Below are 21,833 nucleotides of genomic sequence, written 5' to 3' on the forward strand. Positions count from 1 at the left end.
GTTGTTCCTTATTTTGTAAATGGGCGGGTGAGTAACCCGACAGGGCCGGTGGTGTACCAGCGACGGTTGCCGCGACTGCGTGAATCACGACCGACAGCCTGGGTCAGGCGGTCAAGAATGATGGCGAGGATCACAATCCCGACGCCGCCGACGGTCGCCAGTCCCATATCGAGACGGCCAATACCGCGCAGTACCATCTGGCCCAGTCCGCCTACGGCGATCATCGAGGCGATGACCACCATCGACAGGGCCAGCATCAGCGTCTGGTTAACGCCTGCCATGATGGTCGGCATCGCCAGCGGAAGCTGAACCTTAAACAGCATCTGACGCGGGCTGGCGCCGAACGAGCGCGAGGCCTCAATCAGATCCGCCGGTACCTGGTTAATCCCCAGAATGGTCAGACGGATAATCGGCGGCAGGGCGAAGATAATGGTCACCACCACGCCCGGCACGTTACCGATGCCGAACAGCATCACGATAGGCACCAGGTAAACGAACGCTGGGGTGGTCTGCATCGCATCCAGCAGCGGACGGATAATCTTCGCGGCCCGGGGGCTGCGCGCCAGCCAGATCCCCATCGGCAGGCCGATCACCACGCAGAACAGCAGGGCGGTCAGCACCAGCGCCAGGGTGATCATCGCCTGAGACCATGCGCCAATCGCGCCGATGGCAATCAGGGAGATCAGCGTGGCGACCCCCATACCCGCGCTGCCGAACTGCCACGCGATCAGCGAGAACAGGATAATCGCCACCGGCGCGGGCATGCCCAGCATCAGCTGCTGGAAGCCGTTCAGGATGTAATCCACCGGGATGCGGATCCCCTGAAATACCGGACGGAAGTGGGTAACGACCCAGTCGATCCCCTCCGTGACCCAGCTGTCCAGCGGGATCAGCGTCTTGTGGAACGGATCCATAATATTGAAATGCTCTGGGGCAGGCGCAGGTGCGCTGTTGAGCCAGTCTGCCGCGCCGCCGCCATCGGCAGGTGCAGGCGTGGAACCCCACGCATCGGCAGATTGCGCCGCGCTGTCCGCTGCTTCAGTGGTGCCCCATGGGTTAGATTGATCAGCCATTGTTTGTCCCCTCGCGATCTAAAGCCTGTAGCAGCATCCGTTTTGAGATGATGCCAACGTACTGTTGTTCTTCACCGACGACCGGTACGGCGCACGGCGCCTGGCCCACGTGAGAGAGCAACTCGCTGAGCGGCGTTTCGGCGTCCACGGCAAGCGGAGCGTCAATCAACGCCGCATCGATTCCCTGGTTTTCGCTCAGGGCGGTTTTCAGGGAGTCGATGGAGACAACGCCGACAAATTTATTGCCGCGTTCAACCAGATAACCGTATTCACGGTCTTCGTCCTGCAACAGCTTCAGCGCGGAGCGCGGGCCAAATCCTGGCGTTTTTCGAATAATGCCGTTTGGCGTTCGACGGGCAATATCTTTCGCACTGAATACGTGGCTAATATCCACGCCGCGGAAGAAGGTGCGCACATAATCATTCGCCGGATTATTGAGAATTTCATCCGGTGTGCCGACCTGCACCACTTCACCATTTTGCATAATGGCAATACGGTCGCCAATACGCATGGCTTCATCCAGATCGTGAGAAATAAAAACAATGGTGCGCTGATGTTTGGCCTGTAATTTTACCAGCTCATCCTGCATCTCGGTGCGAATTAACGGATCGAGCGCCGAGAAAGCTTCGTCCATTAATAATATGTCCGGATTAATCGCTAATGCGCGCGCTAATCCCACGCGCTGACGCATGCCGCCGGAAAGTTCATCCGGGTACGCATGCGCATAATTTTCCAGCCCCACCTGACGCAGCGCATCAAGGGCCTTTTCCTGACGTTCCTGCGCGGGCGTGCCGGCTAACTCCATGCCAAAGGCGGTATTATCGAGTACCGTCATGTGCGGCATCAGCGCAAATGACTGAAACACCATCGCAATTTTCTTTCTGCGCACCTCGCGGAGTTCTGCGTCTGATATTCTGGCGATATCAACGCCGTCAATCAGTACCTGTCCGCGGGTGGGTTCAATCAGGCGATTGAGAAGGCGAACCATAGTGGATTTACCCGAACCGGATAATCCCATGATGACAAAAATCTCGCCTTCTTCAATGGCCAGACTGGCGTCTTTAACGCCAAGCGATAGCCCGGTTTTTTCCAGAATTTGCTCTTTCGTAAGGCCTTTCTCAATATATTTGAATGCGCGCTGCGGGTGCTCGCCAAATATTTTATAAAGATTCTTCACTTCTAATTTAATTGCCATGCAATAGAGAGTGTCCTGTTATTTGTTTATGTCGATATGATTACCATGGTAAATAGTTAACTGGCATTACCCTAACATACTCAGAATCTGAGACAACCCTGGACCGGCCAGAGGTCAGAATTTTGCTGCAAGCGAAACGGCTGAATTTCCCATGAATAAAGGGCTGAGGGCAGTTTGAATTTTTCTCAATTTTTTGCTGCGGCATGGGGAAATTTCGCCTGAATCGGTGTGATTCAGGCGAATATGACGTGGCAATTACAGTGTAGTCCGTCGTGGAATATTCGGCTGGAAATAATGAAATGTGGAGTTAATTAATGAACGTTAATTCATTCATTAAAAATCCCAGTCTTCGTCTTGCGTCTCCACCGCTTTACCCATGACGTAGGACGAGCCGGACCCGGAAAAGAAGTCGTGATTTTCATCGGCGTTGGGCGACAGCGCCGCGAGGATCGCCGGGTTCACCTCCGCCATTTCGGGTGGAAACAACGCTTCGTAGCCCAGGTTCATCAGCGCCTTGTTGGCGTTGTAGCAGAGGAAGGCTTTTACGTCCTCTTCCCAGCCCGTTCCGGCGTACAGCTCTTCGGTATAGCTCAGCTCGTTGTCATACAGATCCATCAGTAAATCGAGGGCAAAACCTTTGAGTTCCTCGCGTTTTTCCGGACTGACTTTCTCCAACCTTTCTGATACTTATAGCCGATGTAATACCCGTGTACCGCTTCATCCCGGATGATGAGGCGAATCAAATCGGCGGTGTTGGTGAGCTTGCCCCGGCTCGACCAGTACATGGGCAGCCAGAAGCCGGAATAGAAGAGGAAAGATTCCAGGAACACGCTGGCGATCTTCTTCTTTAGCGGCTCGTCGGCGCGATAATATTCCAGCACCAGGTCGGCCTTGCGCTGTAATGACGTACTTTCTTCGCTCCAGGCGTAGGCGGCATCCACGTCTTTGGTCTGGCACAGGGTAGAGAAAATGGAGCTGTAGGAGCGGGCATGGACCGCCTCCATAAAGCTGATGTTCGACATCACCGCCTCTTCGTGCGGCGTCAGCGCATCACTCATCAGGGCGGGTGCACCCACGGTATTCTGAATGGTGTCCAGCAGCGTCAGGCCGGTAAAGACGCGGATTGTCAGCTGTTGCTCGGCATGACTCAGGGTTTGCCAGGCCGGTATATCGTTGGAAAGCGGCACCTTTTCCGGCAGCCAGAAGTTGCTGGTCAGACGGTTCCAGACCTCCAGGTCTTTATCATCCTGAATCTTGTTCCAGTTAACGGCGCTTACGCGTGATAGTTTCATCCTTTCTCCTTACAGCGCGCAGGACACGCAGCCTTCAATTTCGGTGCCTTCCAGCGCAAGCTGGCGCAGGCGAATGTAGTACAGCGTTTTGATACCTTTTTTCCAGGCGTAGATCTGCGCTTTATTGATATCCCGCGTGGTGGCGGTATCCGGGAAGAAGAGCGTCAGCGACAGTCCCTGGTCCACATGCTTCGTCGCCTCGGCGTAGGTATCAATGATCTTCTCCGGCCCGATCTCGTACGCGTCCTGATATAACGCCAGATTCTCGTTGGTCATAAACGGTGCGGGGTAGTAGACGCGCCCGGTTTTGCCTTCCTTACGGATCTCAATCTTCGACACGATCGGGTGAATGCTCGACGTGGCGTGATTGATATAGGAAATGGAGCCGGTCGGCGGCACCGCCTGAAGGTTCTGGTTATAGAGGCCGTAGCGCATCACATCCTCACGCAGCTGGAGCCACATCTCGCGCGTCGGCAGAGTGATACCGGCGCGGGCAAACAGCGCGCGTACTATTTCGGTTTTCGGCTGCCAGTCGCCTTCCAGATACTGGCTGAAATACTCTCCGCTGGCGTAGCGCGACTGCTCAAAGCCTGCGAACCGCTGGTTGCGCTCGCGCGCCAGCCTCATCGAGGTATGCAGCGCATGCCAGGTGATGGTGTAGAAATAGAGGTTGGTGAAATCCAGCCCTTCCGGGCTGCCGTAGGCGATGCCTTCCCGTGCCAGATAGCCGTGCAGGTTCATCTGCCCAAGGCCGATGGCGTGCGATGCGGCGTTGCCCGCCTCAATGGACGGCACGCTGCGGATGTGGCTCATGTCCGATACCGCCGTCAGCCCGCGAATGGCGGTTTCCACCGTGCGGCCAAAATCGGGCGAATCCATGGTGTGGGCAATATTCAGTGACCCGAGGTTGCAGGAGATATCGTTACCCACGTCCGCGTAGCCGAGGTTCTCGTCGTAGCTGGACGCGCTGTTGACCTGCAAAATCTCCGAGCACAGATTGCTCATGTTGATGCGCCCGGCAATCGGGTTGGCGCGGTTCACCGTGTCCTCATACATGATGTACGGATAGCCAGACTCAAACTGGATCTCCGCAAGCCGCTGGAAGAAATCACGGGCGTTGATGGTGTTCTTGCGGATGCGATCGTCAGCCACCAGCTCGTCGTACAGCTCGCTTATTGCCACGTCGCCAAAGGCTTTGCCGTAAATACGTTCGATGTCATACGGCGAGAAGAGCGCCATCTCGGCATTCTCCTTAGCCAGCTTAAACGTGATATCCGGGATCACCACGCCGAGCGACAGGGTTTTAATGCGGATTTTTTCGTCGGCGTTTTCACGTTTGGTATCCAGAAAACGCAGAATGTCCGGGTGGTGCGCGTGCAGATAAACCGCGCCCGCGCCCTGACGCGCGCCAAGCTGGTTGGCGTATGAGAAGGCATCTTCCAGCATCTTCATCACCGGGATGACGCCGGAAGACTGGTTTTCGATGCGCTTGATCGGCGCGCCCGCTTCCCGCAGGTTCGAGAGCAGAAACGCCACGCCGCCGCCGCGTTTCGAAAGCTGTAGCGCCGAATTCACCGCGCGGCCAATCGACTCCATATTGTCTTCAATACGCAGCAGGAAGCAGGAGACCAGCTCGCCGCGCTGGGCTTTGCCGCAGTTAAGGAAGGTTGGCGTGGCGGGCTGGAAGCGGCCGGAGAGGATCTCCTCCGTCAGTCTTTCGGCCAGGGCTTCATCGCCCTGCGCCAGCGTCAGCGCCACCATCACGGTGCGATCTTCAAAGCTTTCTAAATAGCGTTTGCCGTCGAAGGTTTTCAGGGTGTAGCTGGTGTAATACTTCCATGCGCCGAGAAACGTCTGGAAGCGAAAACCGCTGACGTGCGCCCGTTCAAACAAGGCCACCACGAAGGCGCGATCGTAGCGGGTCAGAACGCGCTCTTCGTAATAACCCTCTTTTACCAGCCAGTCGAGACGTTCCTGCTGGCTGCCAAAGACGACGCTGTTCGGGCGTACGTGAGCGGCAAAAAAGGCATCCACCGCCTCACGATCTTTATCAAACTGAATGCGCCCCTCCCGGTCATAGAGGTTTAGCATGGCGTTTAATGCGTGGTAATCCGGCGTCGCCTGAATCACACGTTCTGCGGTTGTCGTTGCCAAAATTCGTTCACTCCTTTACGCACGTTCTCTACGTCCTGCTGTGTCCCCATCAGTTCAAAACGATAGAGATACGGCACGCCGCATTTTTGAGAGATGACATCCCCGGCGCGGGCAAAGGCCTCGCCGAAGTTGCGATTGCCTGCCGCGATCACGCCCCGAATCAGTTGCCGGTTATGGGGATCGTTCAGAAAGCGGATCACCTGACGGGGCACAGCCCCCGCCGTGCCGCCACCGCCGTAGCTGGGCACCACCAGAATGTAGGGTTCGTCTACCTGAATCCGCTCCCGCTCATTTAGCGGAATGCGTATCGCGGGCAGCCCGAGGCGCTCCATAAACCGAAGCGTGTTTTCCGAACTGCTGGAAAAGTAGACCAGCCTGGTCATGCACTGACGCCCTGCGCGGCAAGACGATTGATCATGTCCGGGCGAAAGCCCGACCAGCTGGTCTCACCGGCAACCACCACCGGAAGCTGACGGAAACCCTGCGCGCGCAGGAGGTCTGCCGCGTCGGGCACGTGATCAATATTGACCATCTCAAATGCCACGCCGCGGCTCTCCATCGCCCGTTTCGTGGCGTGGCACTGAACACAATCGTTACGAGTGTAAATAATAATGCTCATGATTCGTATTTCCATTTAGAATGAGGGAACGGCGCGAGTAAACGCGTCATGTTGTGTGTGTCTTGCTAAAGGGAATACTAGATGTAGTTGCGATAAGTTTCAACCACACAAGATATGGGAAATTCAGATTAATAAGGCCCCAATGATGAGCCTGGCGGGGCAAGGCGGGCTGTGCGGGTTTTTCAGGCTTTCAGGCAAAGAAAAGCCCCGGCGCCTGAGGCTACCGGGGCTGAGAACGTGTGCTTACTTACGCAGGCTAAGCAGGGCGCCGACAAAAATGCCGACCGCCGCGACCGTTCCCAGTGTACAGAGCGGTTTTTCACGCACGAAGGTGGTGGCGCAGCTGGCCATGTCGCAGGCCGCCTGAGTGGTACGTGAGCGCCCATTCATTCTTGCCCGCGTTTCACGCAGCAGAGACTGAGCCTTACGTTTCGCGGCATCTGCTTCGTCCTTCGCATCAGAGCCCCAGGATTTCAATACGGCTTCCAGCGTGTCCGCTAATTGGCTGACATCGTTACGAATATCCTGTGTGTCGTCATTCATATCGTTTCGGTTCGGTCTGTTAAACATACGATCCTCCATAATTTGCGTTCCCGTTTAGTTTAGTTCAGAAATGTAATATCTGAAGCGAGTCACGGCTTATCGGGCAGTTTATGGAATATTCTGAAAGCCCTGCTAATGCTGAATACTGTAAGGTTGCCGGGCAGGAATGATAATGAGGAAAAGATATGTATTTACGACCCGATGAGGTGGCGCGCGTTCTTGAAAAAGAAGGGTTCACCATGGATGAGGTAACATCAAAAGCGTACGGATATCGCCGTGGTGAGAATTATGTTTACGTCAACCGTGAAGCAAGAATGGGGCGTACGGCTCTCATTATTCACCCGACACTTAAAGACAGAAGCCTGTCATTTGCTGAGCCAGCCTCGGATATTAAAACCTGCGATCATTATCAGCAATTTCCGCTCTATTTAGGCGGCGAGACGCATGAGCATTATGGTATTCCGCACGGTTTCAGCTCGCGTATGGCGCTGGAGCGGTTCCTGAAAGGGCTGTTTGGCGACGTACAATAACTCCGCGACTGGCACAGGCCAGTCGCCTTACCTTACGCTTTTGCCTGAGCATAAGGACTGACTTTAAACAGGCGGCGGCAGTAGTCAAGAAAGTACCCATACACCGCACCCATCAGCATAGATACCACGATATTTGAACTTACCGCGGCGGCGATTTGATGCCAGTCTGCGCCCACCGTCAGCAAAATAACCACATACACCGGCGACTGGAATGTCACGTAGGCCAGCACATCCGCCAGGTTTTTTGCCCAACCCGCCGGGCTAATACGCCGTGCTACACGCATCACTGCATCGCGGTACAGTCCGTACGGCCAGGCAATCATGATATTCACCGGAATGGCCACCAGACGCGACGAGAGGGATTGCTCAAAGGACATTCCCGACAGGAAAATTTCAATCAGCATATTCACGACGGAACAGTAAACGACCATCGCGAACGTATCCGCTACCGCATGGCGCAGGCGAGACTGCGGTGAGAACATGTCTGAACTCCTCGAACAGGACAAAAAAGTGGCGTTTTACCTGCGGCCTTTAGTGCTTTAGGTTGGTTTGTTTTGAGTGTATAGCGTATCTCTCTGGCTTTTATCTAACAAGTAGTGATTAATTTTTATTTACAGGCGCTTTAGCCATAAAATTCTCTAAAGTTGTGTGGTTTTTGCGCGCTTCGTTATTTTCTCTCCCCGACGCTATTTTGTTAATAGAAATCAATCCATTAGTTAACCCGTGCGTGCGTGGATTGTCTGTTGCATGGGGGATTGGAGACTATTTCTTGAACAGTTTTAAACAGGGATTTTTGGCCAGGCAACGGGCGGTATATTACGCCTTAAAACAGGCAGATATTTCGGGGTTATATTAACGGGATATTCTAAAACATTTACAATAATGTCAAAACGACAGGGTGGGTAGATATCAGAACCAAAATCAATTATTCTGTTGCCTGATTCAGGTTATACACACGAAGAAAGGTTTTTCATTATTATGGCTTTAACGTTACAGAATCTTAATAATATTCGTACCCTCCGGGCGCTGGCTCGTGAATTATCCATGGACGTTCTGGAAGAAGTGCTGGAAAAATTCCGGATGGTCACTGAAGAAAAACGCAGCGAGCAGGCTGAATTAGAGCGTCAACGCGCTGAACAGCAGGATAAAATTAATGCTCTGCTGGAACTGATGAAAGCTGACGGTATTTCTCCGAGCGATCTGTTAGGTAGTGACCTGGCGCAGGCGGGTCAGCCGACGAAAAAACGTAAAGCGCGTGCGGCGAAGTATCGTTTTATTGACGCGAACGGTGAAGAGAAAACGTGGACCGGTCAGGGACGTACGCCAAAGCCAATTGCGACCGCACTGGCAAACGGTAAATCTCTGGATGATTTCCTGATCTGATGATTATTCGGGCGGTGTATTCCGCCCGATTATTGCCTTAGCAGACGCCAAAGTCACCTTCTTCGGAGTACAGCACCACGTCCGCCGCTTTCAGGTGATATTTCTCACCCTGCTCATTGCTGGCCTGTACAGCCACAATGTTTTCACCATTCACTTCGAGCACTTTCAGTTTCGGACCGCCCTGACGCGGTTGGACATAATCACCGACAGAAAACATAGCACCTCCTCATCGTTTTAACGATCTTCACCATAGCCCACGTCCGGAACGGGGTACAGCCTAATCTTTCAGATACTCCTTATCAGGTACGACGGTTCCACGGCATCACTTTCAGCAGTCGCGCCATACCGCAAAAGCCCGTCACACCGGCAAACACCAGCCCGGCGCCCACAAAACCGCTCAGCAGGAAAAAGCCGCTGGAGACGCTATAACCGAGCACCACGCCGCAAAGGATTAACAGCCCGGCGGCGATCTGCACCTGACGCATCAGCGGAAGCGGCTGCGATCGATCTTCCAAGGTCAGCAGCCCGGCCTGTTTCCAGCCCTGAATGCCTCCCTCCACCACGAAGGCGTGCGCAGGGGACGCCGCCTGCGCCAGACGCGCATCATTGTTTGAAGTTCGTGCGCCGGACTGACAGTGGAAAATCACCGTTTCTCCCGGCGCTGCGTTAAGCCCACCGGGTAACGAATCCAGCGGAATGGAGTGCGCCGCCGGAATATGTTCGCGGGCATACTCGTCGGGGTCGCGAATATCGATAAGTTTGGCGCCTTCAGCAATCAGCGCGTCTGCCTGTTGCGGCGAAATAAGAGGAAGAGACATTGTGTTTCCTTACGGTTATGTTCCGCACAGTAGAGCATTTAAGGCAGGGTTTAAGCCAGTGTAAAGAGGGTAAAGGCTGGTAAAAGCGCGAGAGAGGAATGGCAGTTACCCGTAAACTGGCTACGCTTAGAGAAGTGTCTTTTATAATTTTCAATTGGTTAGCTTGCACGGAGTCTTTATGGATTTTTGGCGTGTTGTCTTTACGATTATTCTCCCGCCGCTGGGCGTGCTGCTTGGCAAGGGGCTGGGCTGGGCATTTATCCTGAACATTCTTCTGACCATCCTGGGCTACTTCCCGGGTCTTATCCACGCGTTTTGGGTTCAGACGAAGAGCTAGGTACGCCACAGTAAGTCGCTGTAGATCCGGGTCAGCACGCCCTCAGGGCCAAACTGCTGTTTGATCCAGCGCGTGACCTGACCGGTCGCCGCATGCTGCGTGGCGAGCAGCATGCGCGAATCCTGACGCGGATTATTGATCCGCCGCGTTACCAACAGCCCGTCCTCTACCGCCTCACGCGTCATATATTCCGGTAAAAAGCCAATACCTTCCCCCAGGATCTGACACTGGCATTTCGTGTTGAAGTCCGGCACCAGAATCGCCTCCTGACCGTGAAGCAGCCAGCCGACTTTCTTGTTGATGGTATGCGCGGTGTCCTCCACCATGATATTGGGATACAGACGCAGCTGACTTTCTGAAATGGGCTGCGGGGCGAACGCCAGCGGATGGGTGGGTGCGATGGCAAAAACCCAGCGGATCGCGCCTATTTCGGTGTAATCGATGCCGCCGCCGTCCAGCAGCGTATCCGGCGCGCCAATGGCGATATTGGCCTGATTATTAATGATGGAATCCCAGACGCCGTTATACACCTCGGTCGTCACCGTGATCTGGCAGGTGGGAAACTGTTTTTTCAGCACCTGGAGCAAACGCGCGGTATGGCGTGGCGTATACAAAAGCTGATTTATGCAGATGCGCACCCGCGTCTCAATGCCCTGCGAAATGGTATCAATCCCGCGCTTGATGGCATGGAAGTCATTCAGCAGGTCGGTCGCTTTACGATAAAAATAAAAACCGGATTCGGTCAGCTCAATGCTGCGCGTGTTGCGCACAAACAGCACCACGTCCAGCCCGGTCTCCATGCGTTTGATGGTGTAACTGATGGCGGAGGTGGTCACGCCCAGCTCGGCAGCCGCTTTGCTAAAACTGCCAAAACGTGCCGCGGTGGTGAAGGCCAGCAAATTCTCTTCGGTAAAGATGGAATTCATATTACGCCTCCTGGCCATCATCAGTTTTGAACATATTTTAACAGCGACGTTACATCATAGTTGATGCCGATCACAGTTCTGTCTTTTTGCGTAGACCCGCGCTGTGCAAGGCTTTTTCAGCCATAAGGATAATGCAGCCTGAGGCGCGTAAAAGCGGTAAACCATAAGAAAAAGGTTGCACAGACGCACGTTTTTGCCGGACCGTTGAATTTAACTCAACAATCAATTGCGTGTCGATGAATCATTTTTAAGCGGATTCTTTTATGACCAGGCTGTTGCTATTCTCAGCTCATCAGAAGTGAAATAGAGGGAGTCTGAATATGTCTGCAACTGCACTGGTTACAGAATTTCTGCTGGCGGCAGAAGAGGGCAATATCGACGCGCTAAAAGCCTGCCTGGAGAAAGGCGTGGATATTAACGCGACCAACCGCCAGAAAAGAACCGCCATTATTATTGCCAGCCTGAAAAAGCATTACGCCTGTGTGGAATTTTTAATTGCCGCCGGGGCGGATATTGATAAACAGGACCAGACCTGTTTTAACCCCTTCCTGATCAGTTGCCTGACCAATGATTTAACCTTGCTGCGCATTGTCCTTCCGGCAAATCCAGATCTCGACCGCCTGACGCGCTTTGGTGGCGTGGGCATTACACCTGCCAGTGAAAAAGGGCACGTTGAAATCGTGCGTGAGCTGCTGGAAAAAACCGACATCAACGTCAACCACACCAATTTTGTCGGCTGGACGCCGCTGCTGGAAGCCATCGTATTAAACGACGGCGGCGCAACGCAGCAGGAAATTGTGAAGCTGCTACTGGATCACGGCGCGAACCCGCACATGACCGATAAATACGGCAAAACCCCGCTCGAACTGGCGCGGGAAAAAGGCTTCAACGCGATCGCAGACCTGCTGCTGGCGGCAGGCGCATAGCGCATTCGGCCAGCCTGCCCCTGGCTGGCCGTTAATCAAAAAACGCATTGTTACCGACGTGCATTTAGCACGACGGCGGCCCCCTTTTTATCGTAAACAGGTGAAAATAATGCCAACCAAAATCGTCATAAAAAAGAATACGTATTTCGATTCGGTTTCCTTAATGTCGGTTTCCACCAAAGCCAATAAATTGCCGGGCGTCGAGCAGGCATTTGTGGCGATGGCGACGGAAATGAACAAAGGCGTATTAAAAAATCTCGGGCTGCTTACGCCGGAATTAGCGGACGCGAAAAACGGCGACCTGATGATCGTGATTAAAGGCGACGCGGCGAATGAGGAAACCCTTGCCGCCATTGAAGCGTTATTCACGCGTAAAGAGCGCGCGGGGTCCCATGAAGCACGCTACGCGACGCTTGCCAGCGCCAAAGCCCATCGCCCGGACAGCAACCTTGCGGTGATATCCGTCAACGGCACTTTTGCCGCCCGGGAAGCGCGTCAGGCGCTGGAAAACGATCTAAACGTCATGCTCTTTTCCGATAACGTGTCGCTGGACGATGAACTGGCGCTGAAGCAGCTGGCGCATGAGAAAGGGTTGCTGATGATGGGGCCGGACTGCGGGACCGCCATCATCAACGGTGCGGGCTTGTGCTTCGCCAACGCGGTGCGTCGCGGGCCGATTGGCATCGTTGGCGCCTCCGGCACCGGCAGCCAGGAGCTGAGCGTGCGCATTCACGAGTTCGGCGGCGGCGTGTCGCAGCTGATTGGCACTGGCGGGCGCGATCTCAGCGAAAAGATTGGTGGCCTGATGATGCTCGATGCCATCGACATGCTGGAAGCGGACGACGCGACCCAGGTGATAGCGCTCATCTCCAAACCGCCTGCACCCGCGGTGGCAGAGAACGTGCTGGCCCGGGCGCGCGCCTGCCGCAAGCCTGTTGTCGTCTGTTTCCTGGGCCGCAACGAACCGCCTGCCGATGAAGACGGCTTGCAGTTTGCTCGCGGTACCAAAGAGGCGGCGCTGAAAGCGGTGCTGCTTACCGGCATTAAAAAAGAGTCGCTGGATTTGCACCCGCTCAACTGGCCGCTGATTGAAGAGGTGCGCGCCCGCCTGACGCCGCAGCAGAAGTACATTCGCGGCCTGTTCTGCGGCGGCACCCTATGCGACGAAGCGATGTTTGCCGCGCTGGAGAAGTTTGACGATGTTTACAGCAACATCCAGCCGGATCCGGCCAGGCGTCTGAAGGACATCAGCGTCAGCCAGGCCCACACCTTCCTTGATTTCGGTGACGACGATTTCACCAACGGCAAACCACACCCGATGATTGACCCAACCAACCGCATCAGCCGCCTGCTACAGGAAGCGCGCGACCCGCAGGTGGGCGTCATCGTCATGGACTTCGTGCTCGGCTTTGGCGCGCACGACGATCCGGTGGGAGTGATGATCGAGGCGATCAAAGAGGCGCAGGCCATCGCGAAGGCCGATAACCGTCCGCTGGAGATCCTCGGCTACGTGCTCGGCACCGACCTGGATCCGCAGTCGCTGGCGCAGCAATGCCAGTTGCTGACTGACGCAGGCGTCATCTGGGCCAGCAGCAGCACCAATACCGGATTACTGGCACGCGAATTTGTCTGCAAAGGGGAGAGAGCATAATGACCACCTTATTCAACCAGCCGCTGAACGTGATTAACGTCGGCATTGCGATGTTCAGCGACGACCTCAAAAAACAGCACGTTCCCGTGACCCAGCTCGACTGGACGCCGCCGGGGCAGGGCAATATGCAGGTGGTGGAGGCGCTCGACCAGCTGGCGGAAAAACCGCTGGCAGAGAAGATCGCTGCCGCCAACCAAATTGCCCTTGAGCGGATTATTCAGTCCCATCCGGTGCTGGTGGGCTATGACCAGGCCATTAACGTGGTGCCGGGCATGACCCGTACGACCATTCTGCATGCCGGTCCGCCGGTCACCTGGGAAAACATGTGCGGGGCGATGAAAGGCGCGGTGACTGGCGCGCTGGTGTTTGAAGGGCTGGCGACGGATCTGGAGGACGCGGCAAGGCTGGCGGCTTCCGGCGACATCACCTTCTCGCCGTGCCACGAGCACGACTGCGTCGGCTCCATGGCGGGCGTTACCTCTGCCTCAATGTTTATGCACATCGTTGAGAACAAAACGTACGGCAACCGCGCCTTCACCAACCTCAGCGAGCAGATGGCGAAGATCCTGCGCATGGGCGCGAACGACCAGAGCGTGATTGACCGTCTGAACTGGATGCGTGACGTGCTCGGCCCGATGCTGCGCGACGCCATGAACATCATCGGCGAAATCGACCTGCGCCTGATGCTGGCCCAGGCGCTGCATATGGGCGACGAGTGCCACAACCGCAACAACGCGGGCACCACGCTGCTGATCCAGGCGCTGACGCCGGGGCTGATCCAGGCGGGCTATCCGGTGGCGCAGCAGCGTGAGGTGTTCGAGTTTGTCGCCAGCAGCGACTACTTCTCCGGTCCGACGTGGATGGCGATGTGTAAGGCCGCGCTGGATGCCGCGCACGACATTGAGTACAGCACCGTGGTCACCACCATGGCGCGCAACGGCTACGAATTCGGCCTGCGCGTCTCCGGCCTGCCGGGGCAGTGGTTCACCGGCCCGGCGCAGCAGGTGATTGGTCCGATGTTCGCGGGCTATAAGCCGGAAGATTCCGGGCTGGATATTGGCGACAGCGCCATCACCGAAACCTACGGTATCGGCGGCTTTGCGATGGCGACGGCCCCGGCCATCGTTGCGCTGGTGGGCGGCACGGTGGAGGAAGCCATCGATTTTTCTCGCCAGATGCGCGAAATCACCCTCGGCGAAAACCCGAACGTCACCATTCCGCTGCTGTCGTTTATGGGCATCCCGACCGCGATCGACATCACCCGAGTGGCGGGCAGCGGCATCCTGCCAGTCATCAATACCGCCATTGCCCATAAAGATGCGGGCATCGGCATGATTGGGGCGGGCATCGTTCACCCGCCGTTTAGCTGTTTTGAAAAGGCGCTGTTGACCTTCCGCGATCGCTACTTTTTATAAGGCTTGCATCCATGAAAAACATGAAACTGGAGTGGAAAAGAGGTGACTGGGCGGCGTATTTCGGGTTGATGACCAACAACCTGACCAATTTGCTGACCATGATGGGGTTGCTCATTTTTGTCGTCGGCATCCCGAAGGAGATTGTTTATGGACGCATCGCGCCAGCCTTCGGGCTGGCGGTGCTGGTGGCGAGCGTATGCTACGCCTGGTTTGGCCTGCAAATGGCGCGCGCCACCGGACGAACGGACGTCACCGCGCTGCCGTCCGGCCCGAGCGCGCCGTCGATTTTTACCGTGACCTTCCTGGTCTTAATGCCCGTCTACCAGCAAACCGGCGATGCGGATTTCGCGATTCAGATTGGCCTGGTGTGGTGTTTTGTGGAAGCGATGATCCTCGCGGGCGGTTCCTTCCTCGGGGAGACCATCCGCAAGATGATCCCGCGCACCGTGCTGCTGTCGTGCCTGTCCGGTCTTGGCCTGCTATTGCTGGCGATGAACCCGATGTTGCAGGCGTTCGAAGCGCCCACCGTGTCGTTCATTGTTCTGCTGCTGATTTTTATCAACTGGTTCGGTAAAAAGCCGATTTTCGCCCGTATCCCGACCGGCCTGCTGCTGCTGATTGCCGGTACTCTGCTGGCCTGGATTTCCGGCCTGCAAAGCCCGGAGGCGATTAAAGCGTCCATGTCCTCCTTCGGCTTTAACCCGCCGGAAGTGCACGTGGACAGCTTTATGCAGGGGCTGCCGCACGCGCTGCCGTACCTGGCGTCCGCCGTTCCGCTGGGGCTGGCGAACTACATCTTTGACCTGGAGAACATCGAAAGCGCCCACGCGGCGGGGGATGAGTACCCGACCCGCAAGGTAATGCTGGCGAACGGTCTGGCCTCCATGCTCGGCTGTCTGATGGGCAATCCGTTCCCGGTCACGGTTTACGTGGGCCATCCCGGCTGGAAAGCGATGGGGGCCAGCATCGGCTACACGCTGGCGTCCGGCGTGACCATGTTCATCGTGCCGCTGTTCGGGCTGGGGGCCTTTATGCTCGCCATCATTCCGATGACCGCCATCGTGCCGATTCTGGTGTTCATCGGCGTTGTCACTGCCAACCAGGTGGTGCGGGAGACCCCCAAAGTGGAGGTGCCCGTCATCTTCATCTGCCTGTTCCCGTGGATCGCCAACTGGGCGCTGACCATGATGAACAGCGTGATGAGCGCGGCGGGCACCAGCGCGGCGAAAATCGGCACCGACGTGCTGCACAGCAAAGGGATCTACTACGAAGGCCTGATGCATCTCGGCAACGGCGCGCCGCTCGCCAGCATGCTCTGGGGCTGTATCGCCATCTTCGCCATCATCAACAAACCGCTGCGCGGGGCTGTCGCCGCCGCCGGTGGAGCGCTGCTGGCGCTGTTTGGCGTGATCCACGCCCCGGTGGTGGGTTTTGCCGAAGGCAGTTCCCTGATGTTCGTCACGGCCTACCTGATGATGGGCGGGATGTTTGTGGTGAAGCATTTCCTCGACAGCCGGGAAGCGGCGAGCGCTGCTGCACCGGTATCTGAAGCTTAAGGCATTGCCCCCTCACCCCAGCCCTCTCCCCAAAGGGGAGAGGGTGTAATCGTCCCCTCTCCCCTTTGGGGAGAGGGTTAGGGTGAGGGGAACATACCGCACCGTTGCGAAGGAAAATGTATGAAAGAGCTTATGGTCGTCGCCATCGGCGGCAACAGCATTATCAAAGACAACGCCAGCCAGTCGGTTGAACATCAGGCGCAGGCGGTGAAAGCGGTGGCAGAGTCAGTGCTCGAAATGCTGGCCTCCGACTATGACATCGTGCTTACTCACGGTAACGGCCCACAGGTGGGGCTGGATCTGCGCCGCGCCGAGATCGCCCACGAGCGGGAAGGGCTGCCGCTGACCCCGCTGGCAAACTGCGTGGCGGACACCCAGGGCGGCATCGGCTACCTGATCCAGCAGGCGCTTAACAACCGTCTGGCGGCGCGCGGGGAGCAGAAAGCGGTCACGGTCGTCACCCAGGTGGAGGTGGATAAAAACGATCCTGGCTTTACGCACCCGACAAAACCGATCGGCGCGTTCTTCAGCGAGGCGCAGCGCGATGAACTGCAACTCGCACACCCGGACTGGCATTTTGTTGAGGATTCAGGCCGGGGCTATCGTCGCGTGGTGGCCTCACCGCAGCCGCGGCGCATCGTTGAGGCGGATGCAATCAAGGCGCTGACGCAGAAAGGGTTTGTGGTGATCGGCGCGGGCGGCGGAGGCATTCCCGTGGTGCGCAGTGAACAGGGGGATTATCAGAGCGTGGACGCGGTGATTGATAAAGATCTCTCCACCGCGCTGCTGGCGCGTGAGATCGGCGCCGACGTGCTGGTGATCACCACCGGCGTGGAGAAAGTGTGCATTAACTTCGGCAAGCCAAACCAGCAGGCGCTGGACACCGTGAACGTGGCGCAAATGACGCGCTATATGGACGAAGGCCACTTCCCGGCGGGCAGCATGTTGCCCAAAATCGTCGCCTCGCTGGAGTTTTTACACCACGGCGGCAAGCGCGTGATCATCACCGCGCCGGACTGCCTGCCCGCCGCGCTGCGTGGCGAAAACGGCACCCACATTGTTAATGAAGGAAGATAAGATGAGTGAGAATAAAAGCCGCCGCGAGTTTATCAGCCAGAGCGGCAAAATGGTTACCGCCTGCGCGCTGTTTGGCGCCACGGGTTCCGTCGCGTATGCTGCGGATACCGCAAAGGCAACCTGCGAGACGGGTAAACCGATGAACATCACCGCAAAACATTACTATCTCGACAACGTGCTGCTGGAGGCCGGGTTCAACGTCGACGGCAGCGTGGCGACGAGTACCCGCACCGAGCTGAAAACGCTGGAGATCAAAGACGGAAAGATCGTCGCCCTGCGCGATAACAACAGCCATGCTGACGCGACTCTGCCGCACTTCGATGCGGGCAAAAAGCTGATGCTCCCGGCGATGCGCGACATGCACATCCATCTGGACAAAACCTTCTACGGTGGCCCGTGGCGGTCGCTCAACCGCCCGGCGGGCACCACCATTCAGGACATGATCCGCCTGGAGCAGAAGCTGCTGCCGGAATTACAGCCCTACACGCAAGAACGCGCCGAAAAGCTGATCGACCTGATCCAGTCGAAAGGCTCCACCATCGCCCGCAGCCACTGCAACATAGAGCCGGTTTCCGGCCTGAAAAACCTGGAAAATTTACAGGCGGTACTGGCGCGCCGTAAGCCAGGTTTTGACTGCGAAATCGTTGCCTTCCCGCAGCATGGCCTGCTGCTGTCCAACGCTGAAAAGCTGATGCGCGAGGCGATGCAGGCCGGGGCGCACTACGTGGGCGGGCTGGACCCGACCAGCGTCGACGGCGCGATGGAGAAATCCCTCGACACCATGTTCCAGATTGCACTGGATTACGACAAAGGGGTGGATATTCACCTGCACGAAACCAGCCCGGCGGGCGTGGCGGCGGTGAACTACATGGTGGAAACCGTGGAGAAAACCCCGGCGCTGAAGGGCAAGCTGACCATCAGCCACGCCTTCGCCCTGGCAACACTCAACGAACAGCAGGTGGATGAGATCGCCACCCGCATGGCGGCGCAGCAGGTGACGATCGCTTCCACCGTGCCGATTGGTACCCTGCATATGCCGCTGAAGCAACTCCGTGAAAAGGGCGTGTTTGTGATGACGGGCACCGACAGCGTGATCGACCACTGGTCGCCGTACGGTTTAGGGGACATGCTGGAGAAAGCCAATCTTTACGCCCAGCTCTATATTCGCCCGAACGAGCAGACGCTTTCGCGCGCGCTGGGCATCGCCACCGGCGACGTACTGCCGCTGAACGATAAAGGTGAACGCGTGTGGCCGAAAGCGCAGGACGACGCCAGCTTTGTGCTGGTAGACGCCTCCTGTTCCGCCGAGGCCGTGGCGCGTATTTCACCGCGCACCGCGACGTTCCATAAGGGAAATCTGGTCTGGGGTACGGTGGGGTAAAAGCGAGCCGGGTGGCGGCTTCGCCTTACCCGGCCTACAAAAAACCTCAAATCGTAGGCCGGGTAAGCGCAGCGCCACCCGGCAATGCCATATACTCGCCGCCCGTAAGGTTTAATAACCCACCTTATACACCCGCCCGCTCTGCACCCCTTCCACGCTGCGGCGGTAGGCCTGCGCAACGGTCGCGGCGGGGACGCTTTCAAAGCCGGGGAAGAAACCATCGTAGGCGTCGACGGATTCCGTCAGCACCGTCGGGCTGATCAGATTAATGCGAATACCGCGCGGCAGTTCACAGGCCGCGGCGCGCACAAACCCTTCCAGCGCCGCATTCACCGTAGTGGCATTAACCCCCTGAGCAATCGGCTCGTGCGCCACAATGCCGCTTATCAGCGTAATCGAGCCGCCTTCGTTCAGGTAGCGCTGGCCGGTCAGCGCCAGACGCACCTGCCCCAGTAGCTTATCCTGCAAGCCCTGGTTGAACTCGCTGTCGGTCATGGTTGCAAGCGGGCCAAAGTGCACACCTCCGCTGGCGGAGACGATCGCATCTACCGGGCCGATCTTTTCGAACAACGCCTGCACGCTCGCCTGTGAGGTGATATCCACCTGATAGTCACCCTGCGTGCGACCCACGCGGATCACCTCGTGGCGACGGCTTAGCTCTTCCGTTACTGCACGACCGACCGTACCGCTGGCACCAATAATCACGATTTTCATAGCAGACTCCTTATGTTGTGAGCCTTCATTCTTTAATAAATAAAAATTCAGATAAACTGGGCTAATGTTAGATGATTGCTAACCAGAGGTTTGTAATATGGATAAGCTTCGCGGGATGGAGACGTTCATCGCGGTGGTGGAAAGCGGCAGCTTTACCGGCGCGGCGGCCCGGCTGGAGATGTCGGCGGTGATGGTCGGAAAGTATATTGCGCTGCTGGAGTCGCAGCTTGGCACGCGGCTGCTGGAGCGCAATACCCGTCGCCAGAGCCTGACGGATGCCGGGCGCGTTTATTTCGAAGAGGCAAGGCGCGTGCTGGAGCAGGTCTCGATTGCGGAACGCGCGGTGGAGCGCCTGCGCGCCACGCCTGCTGGCACCCTGCGCGTGACGGCGCCCACCTCGTTTGGCGGCTGCGTTATCGCGCCTCTGACAGCCACGTTTTTGCAGCGCTACCCGGAAGTGCGCATCGAACTGGATCTCACCAACCGGATGGTCGATCTGGTGGAAGAGGGGGTTGATCTGGCCATTCGCATCGGTGAGATCCGTCATGAGGATCTGGTGGCGAAATACCTGTGCCCCTACAACATGGTGATCTGCGCCGCGCCGGATTATCTGGCGCGTCACGGTACGCCGCAAACGCCAGCCGACCTGGTGGATCACCTGTGTCTGTCGCACACGGTATGGACGGCGCGTAACGAGTGGCGGCTGCCGGGAGTGGAAGGCGAGGTGCGCTGGAAGCGTGATGCCGTCTTACGATGCAATGACGGCTACGGCTTACGCATGGCGGCGCGCGCAGGGGCAGGGCTCTTGCTGCAACCGGAAGTGCTGGTGGCGGAAGAGCTGGCAAGCGGCAGGCTGATACGGGTGCTGGAGCCGTTCACCCCGGCACCGAGGCCGGTACATTTATTGTGGCGTCAGGATTTGCGTCCGCTGCCTAAGCTAACGGAATTTATTGCCCATATTCTGCTAAGATTGGGCACAATATAAAAAAAGAAGGTAAGTAAAGAATGTCTGCAAACAAACTCGCCAGCAGCGCGCAGGGCCTGCAATCGTCTGCCATCCGTGAATTATTAAAACATAGCAAAATGGCGGGCGTGATTTCGCTGGGTGGCGGTATTCCAAACCCGGACCTGTTCGATCACGAAGGATTAAAAATCGCCGCTGATGCCGTGCTGTCTCAGCATTTTGGCGAAGCGTTCCAGTACGGCCTGACGGAAGGCGTGCCGGGGCTGCGCGAAGAGATCCAACGCATCTGTGAAGGTCGCGGCATCGCCTGTAAAGCCGATGACGTGGTCATTACTTCCGGCTCTCAACAGTCTCTGGACGTGCTGGCGCGGGCATTAATTAACCCGGGTGATACGGTCGTCGTTGAGCGTCCTACCTATCTCGCAGCGTTGCAGGTCTTTGGCCTGGCGCAGGCGAATTTTGAATCCGTCGGCACCGACGGCGACGGCATGAAGGTGGATGAACTTGAAGCGCTGGTAGCCACCAAAACCATCAAAGCGGTTTATATCGTGCCAACCTTTGGTAACCCGGGCGGCGTGACGCTCTCCGAAGCGCGTCGTAAACAGCTGGTGGAATTATCGAAGCGCTATGACTTTGTGATTATCGAAGACGACCCGTACAGCGAAATTAACTACACCGATGAAGTGTTCCGCCCGCTGATTGCCCATGCCAAAGATATCGGCAATGAGGATAACGTGGTGTACACCTCCACCTTCTCTAAAATTCTTGCGCCGGGCACCCGCGTGGGCTGGGTGCTGGTGCCGGAGTGGCTGAAGCGCGCGGTGGTGAACCTCAAGCAAACCACCGATCTGCACACCAGCACGCTGTCGCAGTTAATGACGTACGAGTATCTGAAAACCGGTCGTCTGGCGAATCAGATTAAAATGATCCGCGAAGCCTATCGCCAGAAATACCAGACGTTCGCAACGGAACTGGAAGCCGAGCTGGGCGATGTGATGTCGTTCCACAAGCCAAAGGGCGGCATGTTCCTGTGGGCGAAAATGAACAACGGCATCAATACGACAAAATGGCTGGAAAAAACGTTGAGCAACGGCGTGGTGTTTGTGCCGGGTGAGTTCTTCTACTGCAACGAGCCGGACCACACCACGCTGCGCATGTCTTTCGTTACCCCAACGGATGAGCAGCTTAAAGAAGCGGTTCGACGTTTGAAGATATCGCTGTAACCTGATACAGCAGCGTCAGCTCTCAGAAGTAGGCCGGGTAAGGCGCAGCCGCCACC

The 21,833-nt window shown here is 56.7% G+C and carries 22 protein-coding genes and 1 pseudogene; 11 read left to right on the forward strand and 12 right to left on the reverse strand.

The genetic code is table 11. The annotated features are described in order from the left end of the window. Positions 1 to 8: 8 nt before the first annotated feature. The 7 genes and pseudogenes from proW to BH712_RS22930 form a co-directional block, all read right to left on the reverse strand. Entirely contained in the window at positions 9 to 1,073 is a 1,065-nt protein-coding gene (proW, locus tag BH712_RS24795) for a glycine betaine/L-proline ABC transporter permease ProW (protein ID WP_006811702.1), read from the reverse strand. Next, the gene (proV, locus tag BH712_RS22905; protein WP_006811701.1) at positions 1,066 to 2,268 is read right to left on the reverse strand and encodes a glycine betaine/L-proline ABC transporter ATP-binding protein ProV; all 1,203 of its coding nucleotides are present in this window, start codon (positions 2,266 to 2,268) and stop codon (positions 1,066 to 1,068) included. The genes proW and proV overlap by 8 nt, the downstream gene beginning before the upstream one ends. A 333-nt stretch (positions 2,269 to 2,601) precedes the next feature. Next, positions 2,602 to 3,560, reverse strand: a pseudogene (gene nrdF / locus BH712_RS22910) (class 1b ribonucleoside-diphosphate reductase subunit beta). Between the two features lie 9 nt (positions 3,561 to 3,569). After that, positions 3,570 to 5,714 (reverse strand): class 1b ribonucleoside-diphosphate reductase subunit alpha, encoded by a 2,145-nt coding sequence (gene nrdE, locus BH712_RS22915; protein ID WP_006811698.1) that lies wholly within the window; start codon positions 5,712 to 5,714, stop codon positions 3,570 to 3,572. Further along, complete coding sequence (gene nrdI / locus BH712_RS22920) at positions 5,687 to 6,097, reverse strand: class Ib ribonucleoside-diphosphate reductase assembly flavoprotein NrdI (RefSeq protein WP_006811697.1); 411 nt, start codon at positions 6,095 to 6,097, stop codon at positions 5,687 to 5,689. Before nrdI ends, nrdE begins: the two co-directional genes overlap by 28 nt. Beyond that, positions 6,094 to 6,333, reverse strand: coding sequence for a glutaredoxin-like protein NrdH (nrdH, locus tag BH712_RS22925; protein ID WP_032674020.1), 240 nt, complete (start codon positions 6,331 to 6,333; stop codon positions 6,094 to 6,096). Before nrdH ends, nrdI begins: the two co-directional genes overlap by 4 nt. 243 nt (positions 6,334 to 6,576) lie before the next feature. Then, entirely contained in the window at positions 6,577 to 6,903 is a 327-nt protein-coding gene (locus BH712_RS22930; protein WP_032674019.1) for an ElaB/YgaM/YqjD family protein, read from the reverse strand. Between the two features lie 158 nt (positions 6,904 to 7,061). Here BH712_RS22930 and BH712_RS22935 point away from each other — a divergent pair, with 158 nt between their 5' ends. Beyond that, positions 7,062 to 7,406 carry a DUF2002 family protein gene (locus BH712_RS22935; protein WP_006811693.1) on the forward strand — a complete coding sequence of 115 codons (345 nt, stop codon included), beginning with the start codon at positions 7,062 to 7,064 and terminating at the stop codon, positions 7,404 to 7,406. A gap of 32 nt (positions 7,407 to 7,438) precedes the next feature. Here BH712_RS22935 and alaE read toward each other — a convergent pair whose 3' ends face one another. Continuing rightward, a complete protein-coding gene (gene alaE / locus BH712_RS22940) occupies positions 7,439 to 7,888 on the reverse strand; it encodes an L-alanine exporter AlaE (RefSeq protein ID WP_006811692.1) in 450 nt (149 codons plus the stop codon). Between the two features lie 496 nt (positions 7,889 to 8,384). Here alaE and stpA point away from each other — a divergent pair, with 496 nt between their 5' ends. Beyond that, complete coding sequence (stpA, locus tag BH712_RS22945; RefSeq protein ID WP_006811691.1) at positions 8,385 to 8,789, forward strand: DNA-binding protein StpA; 405 nt, start codon at positions 8,385 to 8,387, stop codon at positions 8,787 to 8,789. A 37-nt stretch (positions 8,790 to 8,826) separates the two neighbouring features. Here the strand turns inward: stpA and BH712_RS22950 are convergent, their stop codons facing one another. Next, complete coding sequence (locus BH712_RS22950; protein ID WP_006811690.1) at positions 8,827 to 9,006, reverse strand: YodC family protein; 180 nt, start codon at positions 9,004 to 9,006, stop codon at positions 8,827 to 8,829. Between the two features lie 82 nt (positions 9,007 to 9,088). After that, on the reverse strand, positions 9,089 to 9,607 hold the full coding sequence (locus BH712_RS22955; RefSeq protein WP_006811689.1) for a rhodanese family protein: 519 nt from the start codon (positions 9,605 to 9,607) through the stop codon (positions 9,089 to 9,091). Between the two features lie 178 nt (positions 9,608 to 9,785). On the opposite strand from BH712_RS22955, the gene BH712_RS22960 reads away from it, so the two are divergent. After that, on the forward strand, positions 9,786 to 9,944 hold the full coding sequence (locus BH712_RS22960; RefSeq protein ID WP_006811688.1) for a YqaE/Pmp3 family membrane protein: 159 nt from the start codon (positions 9,786 to 9,788) through the stop codon (positions 9,942 to 9,944). Here BH712_RS22960 and BH712_RS22965 read toward each other — a convergent pair. After that, on the reverse strand, positions 9,941 to 10,870 hold the full coding sequence (locus tag BH712_RS22965; RefSeq protein WP_032674018.1) for a LysR substrate-binding domain-containing protein: 930 nt from the start codon (positions 10,868 to 10,870) through the stop codon (positions 9,941 to 9,943). The genes BH712_RS22960 and BH712_RS22965 overlap by 4 nt on opposite strands. Before the next feature lie 320 nt (positions 10,871 to 11,190). Between BH712_RS22965 and BH712_RS22970 the strand changes: the two genes are divergently transcribed. The 6 genes from BH712_RS22970 to BH712_RS22995 all read left to right on the forward strand — a co-directional run bounded on the left by BH712_RS22970 (position 11,191) and on the right by BH712_RS22995 (position 18,876). Next, complete coding sequence (locus tag BH712_RS22970) at positions 11,191 to 11,796, forward strand: ankyrin repeat domain-containing protein (RefSeq protein ID WP_006811686.1); 606 nt, start codon at positions 11,191 to 11,193, stop codon at positions 11,794 to 11,796. A gap of 109 nt (positions 11,797 to 11,905) precedes the next feature. Beyond that, a complete protein-coding gene (gene fdrA / locus BH712_RS22975) occupies positions 11,906 to 13,447 on the forward strand; it encodes an acyl-CoA synthetase FdrA (RefSeq protein WP_006811685.1) in 1,542 nt (513 codons plus the stop codon). After that, positions 13,447 to 14,862 carry a YlbE family protein gene (locus BH712_RS22980; RefSeq protein WP_006811684.1) on the forward strand — a complete coding sequence of 472 codons (1,416 nt, stop codon included), beginning with the start codon at positions 13,447 to 13,449 and terminating at the stop codon, positions 14,860 to 14,862. The genes fdrA and BH712_RS22980 overlap by 1 nt, the downstream gene beginning before the upstream one ends. Before the next feature lie 11 nt (positions 14,863 to 14,873). Beyond that, complete coding sequence (locus BH712_RS22985) at positions 14,874 to 16,418, forward strand: hypothetical protein (protein WP_006811683.1); 1,545 nt, start codon at positions 14,874 to 14,876, stop codon at positions 16,416 to 16,418. A 120-nt stretch (positions 16,419 to 16,538) separates the two neighbouring features. Next, positions 16,539 to 17,495, forward strand: a complete 957-nt coding sequence (locus BH712_RS22990; protein WP_006811682.1) for a carbamate kinase family protein — start codon at positions 16,539 to 16,541, stop codon at positions 17,493 to 17,495. A gap of 1 nt (position 17,496) precedes the next feature. Beyond that, entirely contained in the window at positions 17,497 to 18,876 is a 1,380-nt protein-coding gene (locus tag BH712_RS22995; protein WP_032674017.1) for an amidohydrolase family protein, read from the forward strand. A gap of 111 nt (positions 18,877 to 18,987) precedes the next feature. On the opposite strand, the gene BH712_RS23000 is transcribed toward BH712_RS22995, so the two are convergent. Continuing rightward, positions 18,988 to 19,590: a short chain dehydrogenase gene (locus BH712_RS23000; RefSeq protein ID WP_006811680.1), complete on the reverse strand. Its 603-nt coding sequence runs from the start codon at positions 19,588 to 19,590 to the stop codon at positions 18,988 to 18,990. A 97-nt stretch (positions 19,591 to 19,687) separates the two neighbouring features. Between BH712_RS23000 and BH712_RS23005 the strand changes: the two genes are divergently transcribed. Together BH712_RS23005 and BH712_RS23010 are read left to right on the forward strand one after the other, a co-directional pair. Beyond that, positions 19,688 to 20,575 carry a LysR substrate-binding domain-containing protein gene (locus BH712_RS23005; protein ID WP_006811679.1) on the forward strand — a complete coding sequence of 296 codons (888 nt, stop codon included), beginning with the start codon at positions 19,688 to 19,690 and terminating at the stop codon, positions 20,573 to 20,575. Positions 20,576 to 20,595: 20 nt separating this feature from the next. Then, positions 20,596 to 21,777 carry an aminotransferase-like domain-containing protein gene (locus BH712_RS23010; protein WP_006811678.1) on the forward strand — a complete coding sequence of 394 codons (1,182 nt, stop codon included), beginning with the start codon at positions 20,596 to 20,598 and terminating at the stop codon, positions 21,775 to 21,777. Positions 21,778 to 21,833: the final 56 nt, after the last annotated feature.

The sequence above is a fragment of the Enterobacter hormaechei ATCC 49162 genome, from assembly GCF_001875655.1.
In the GTDB taxonomy this organism is placed as follows: domain Bacteria; phylum Pseudomonadota; class Gammaproteobacteria; order Enterobacterales; family Enterobacteriaceae; genus Enterobacter; species Enterobacter hormaechei.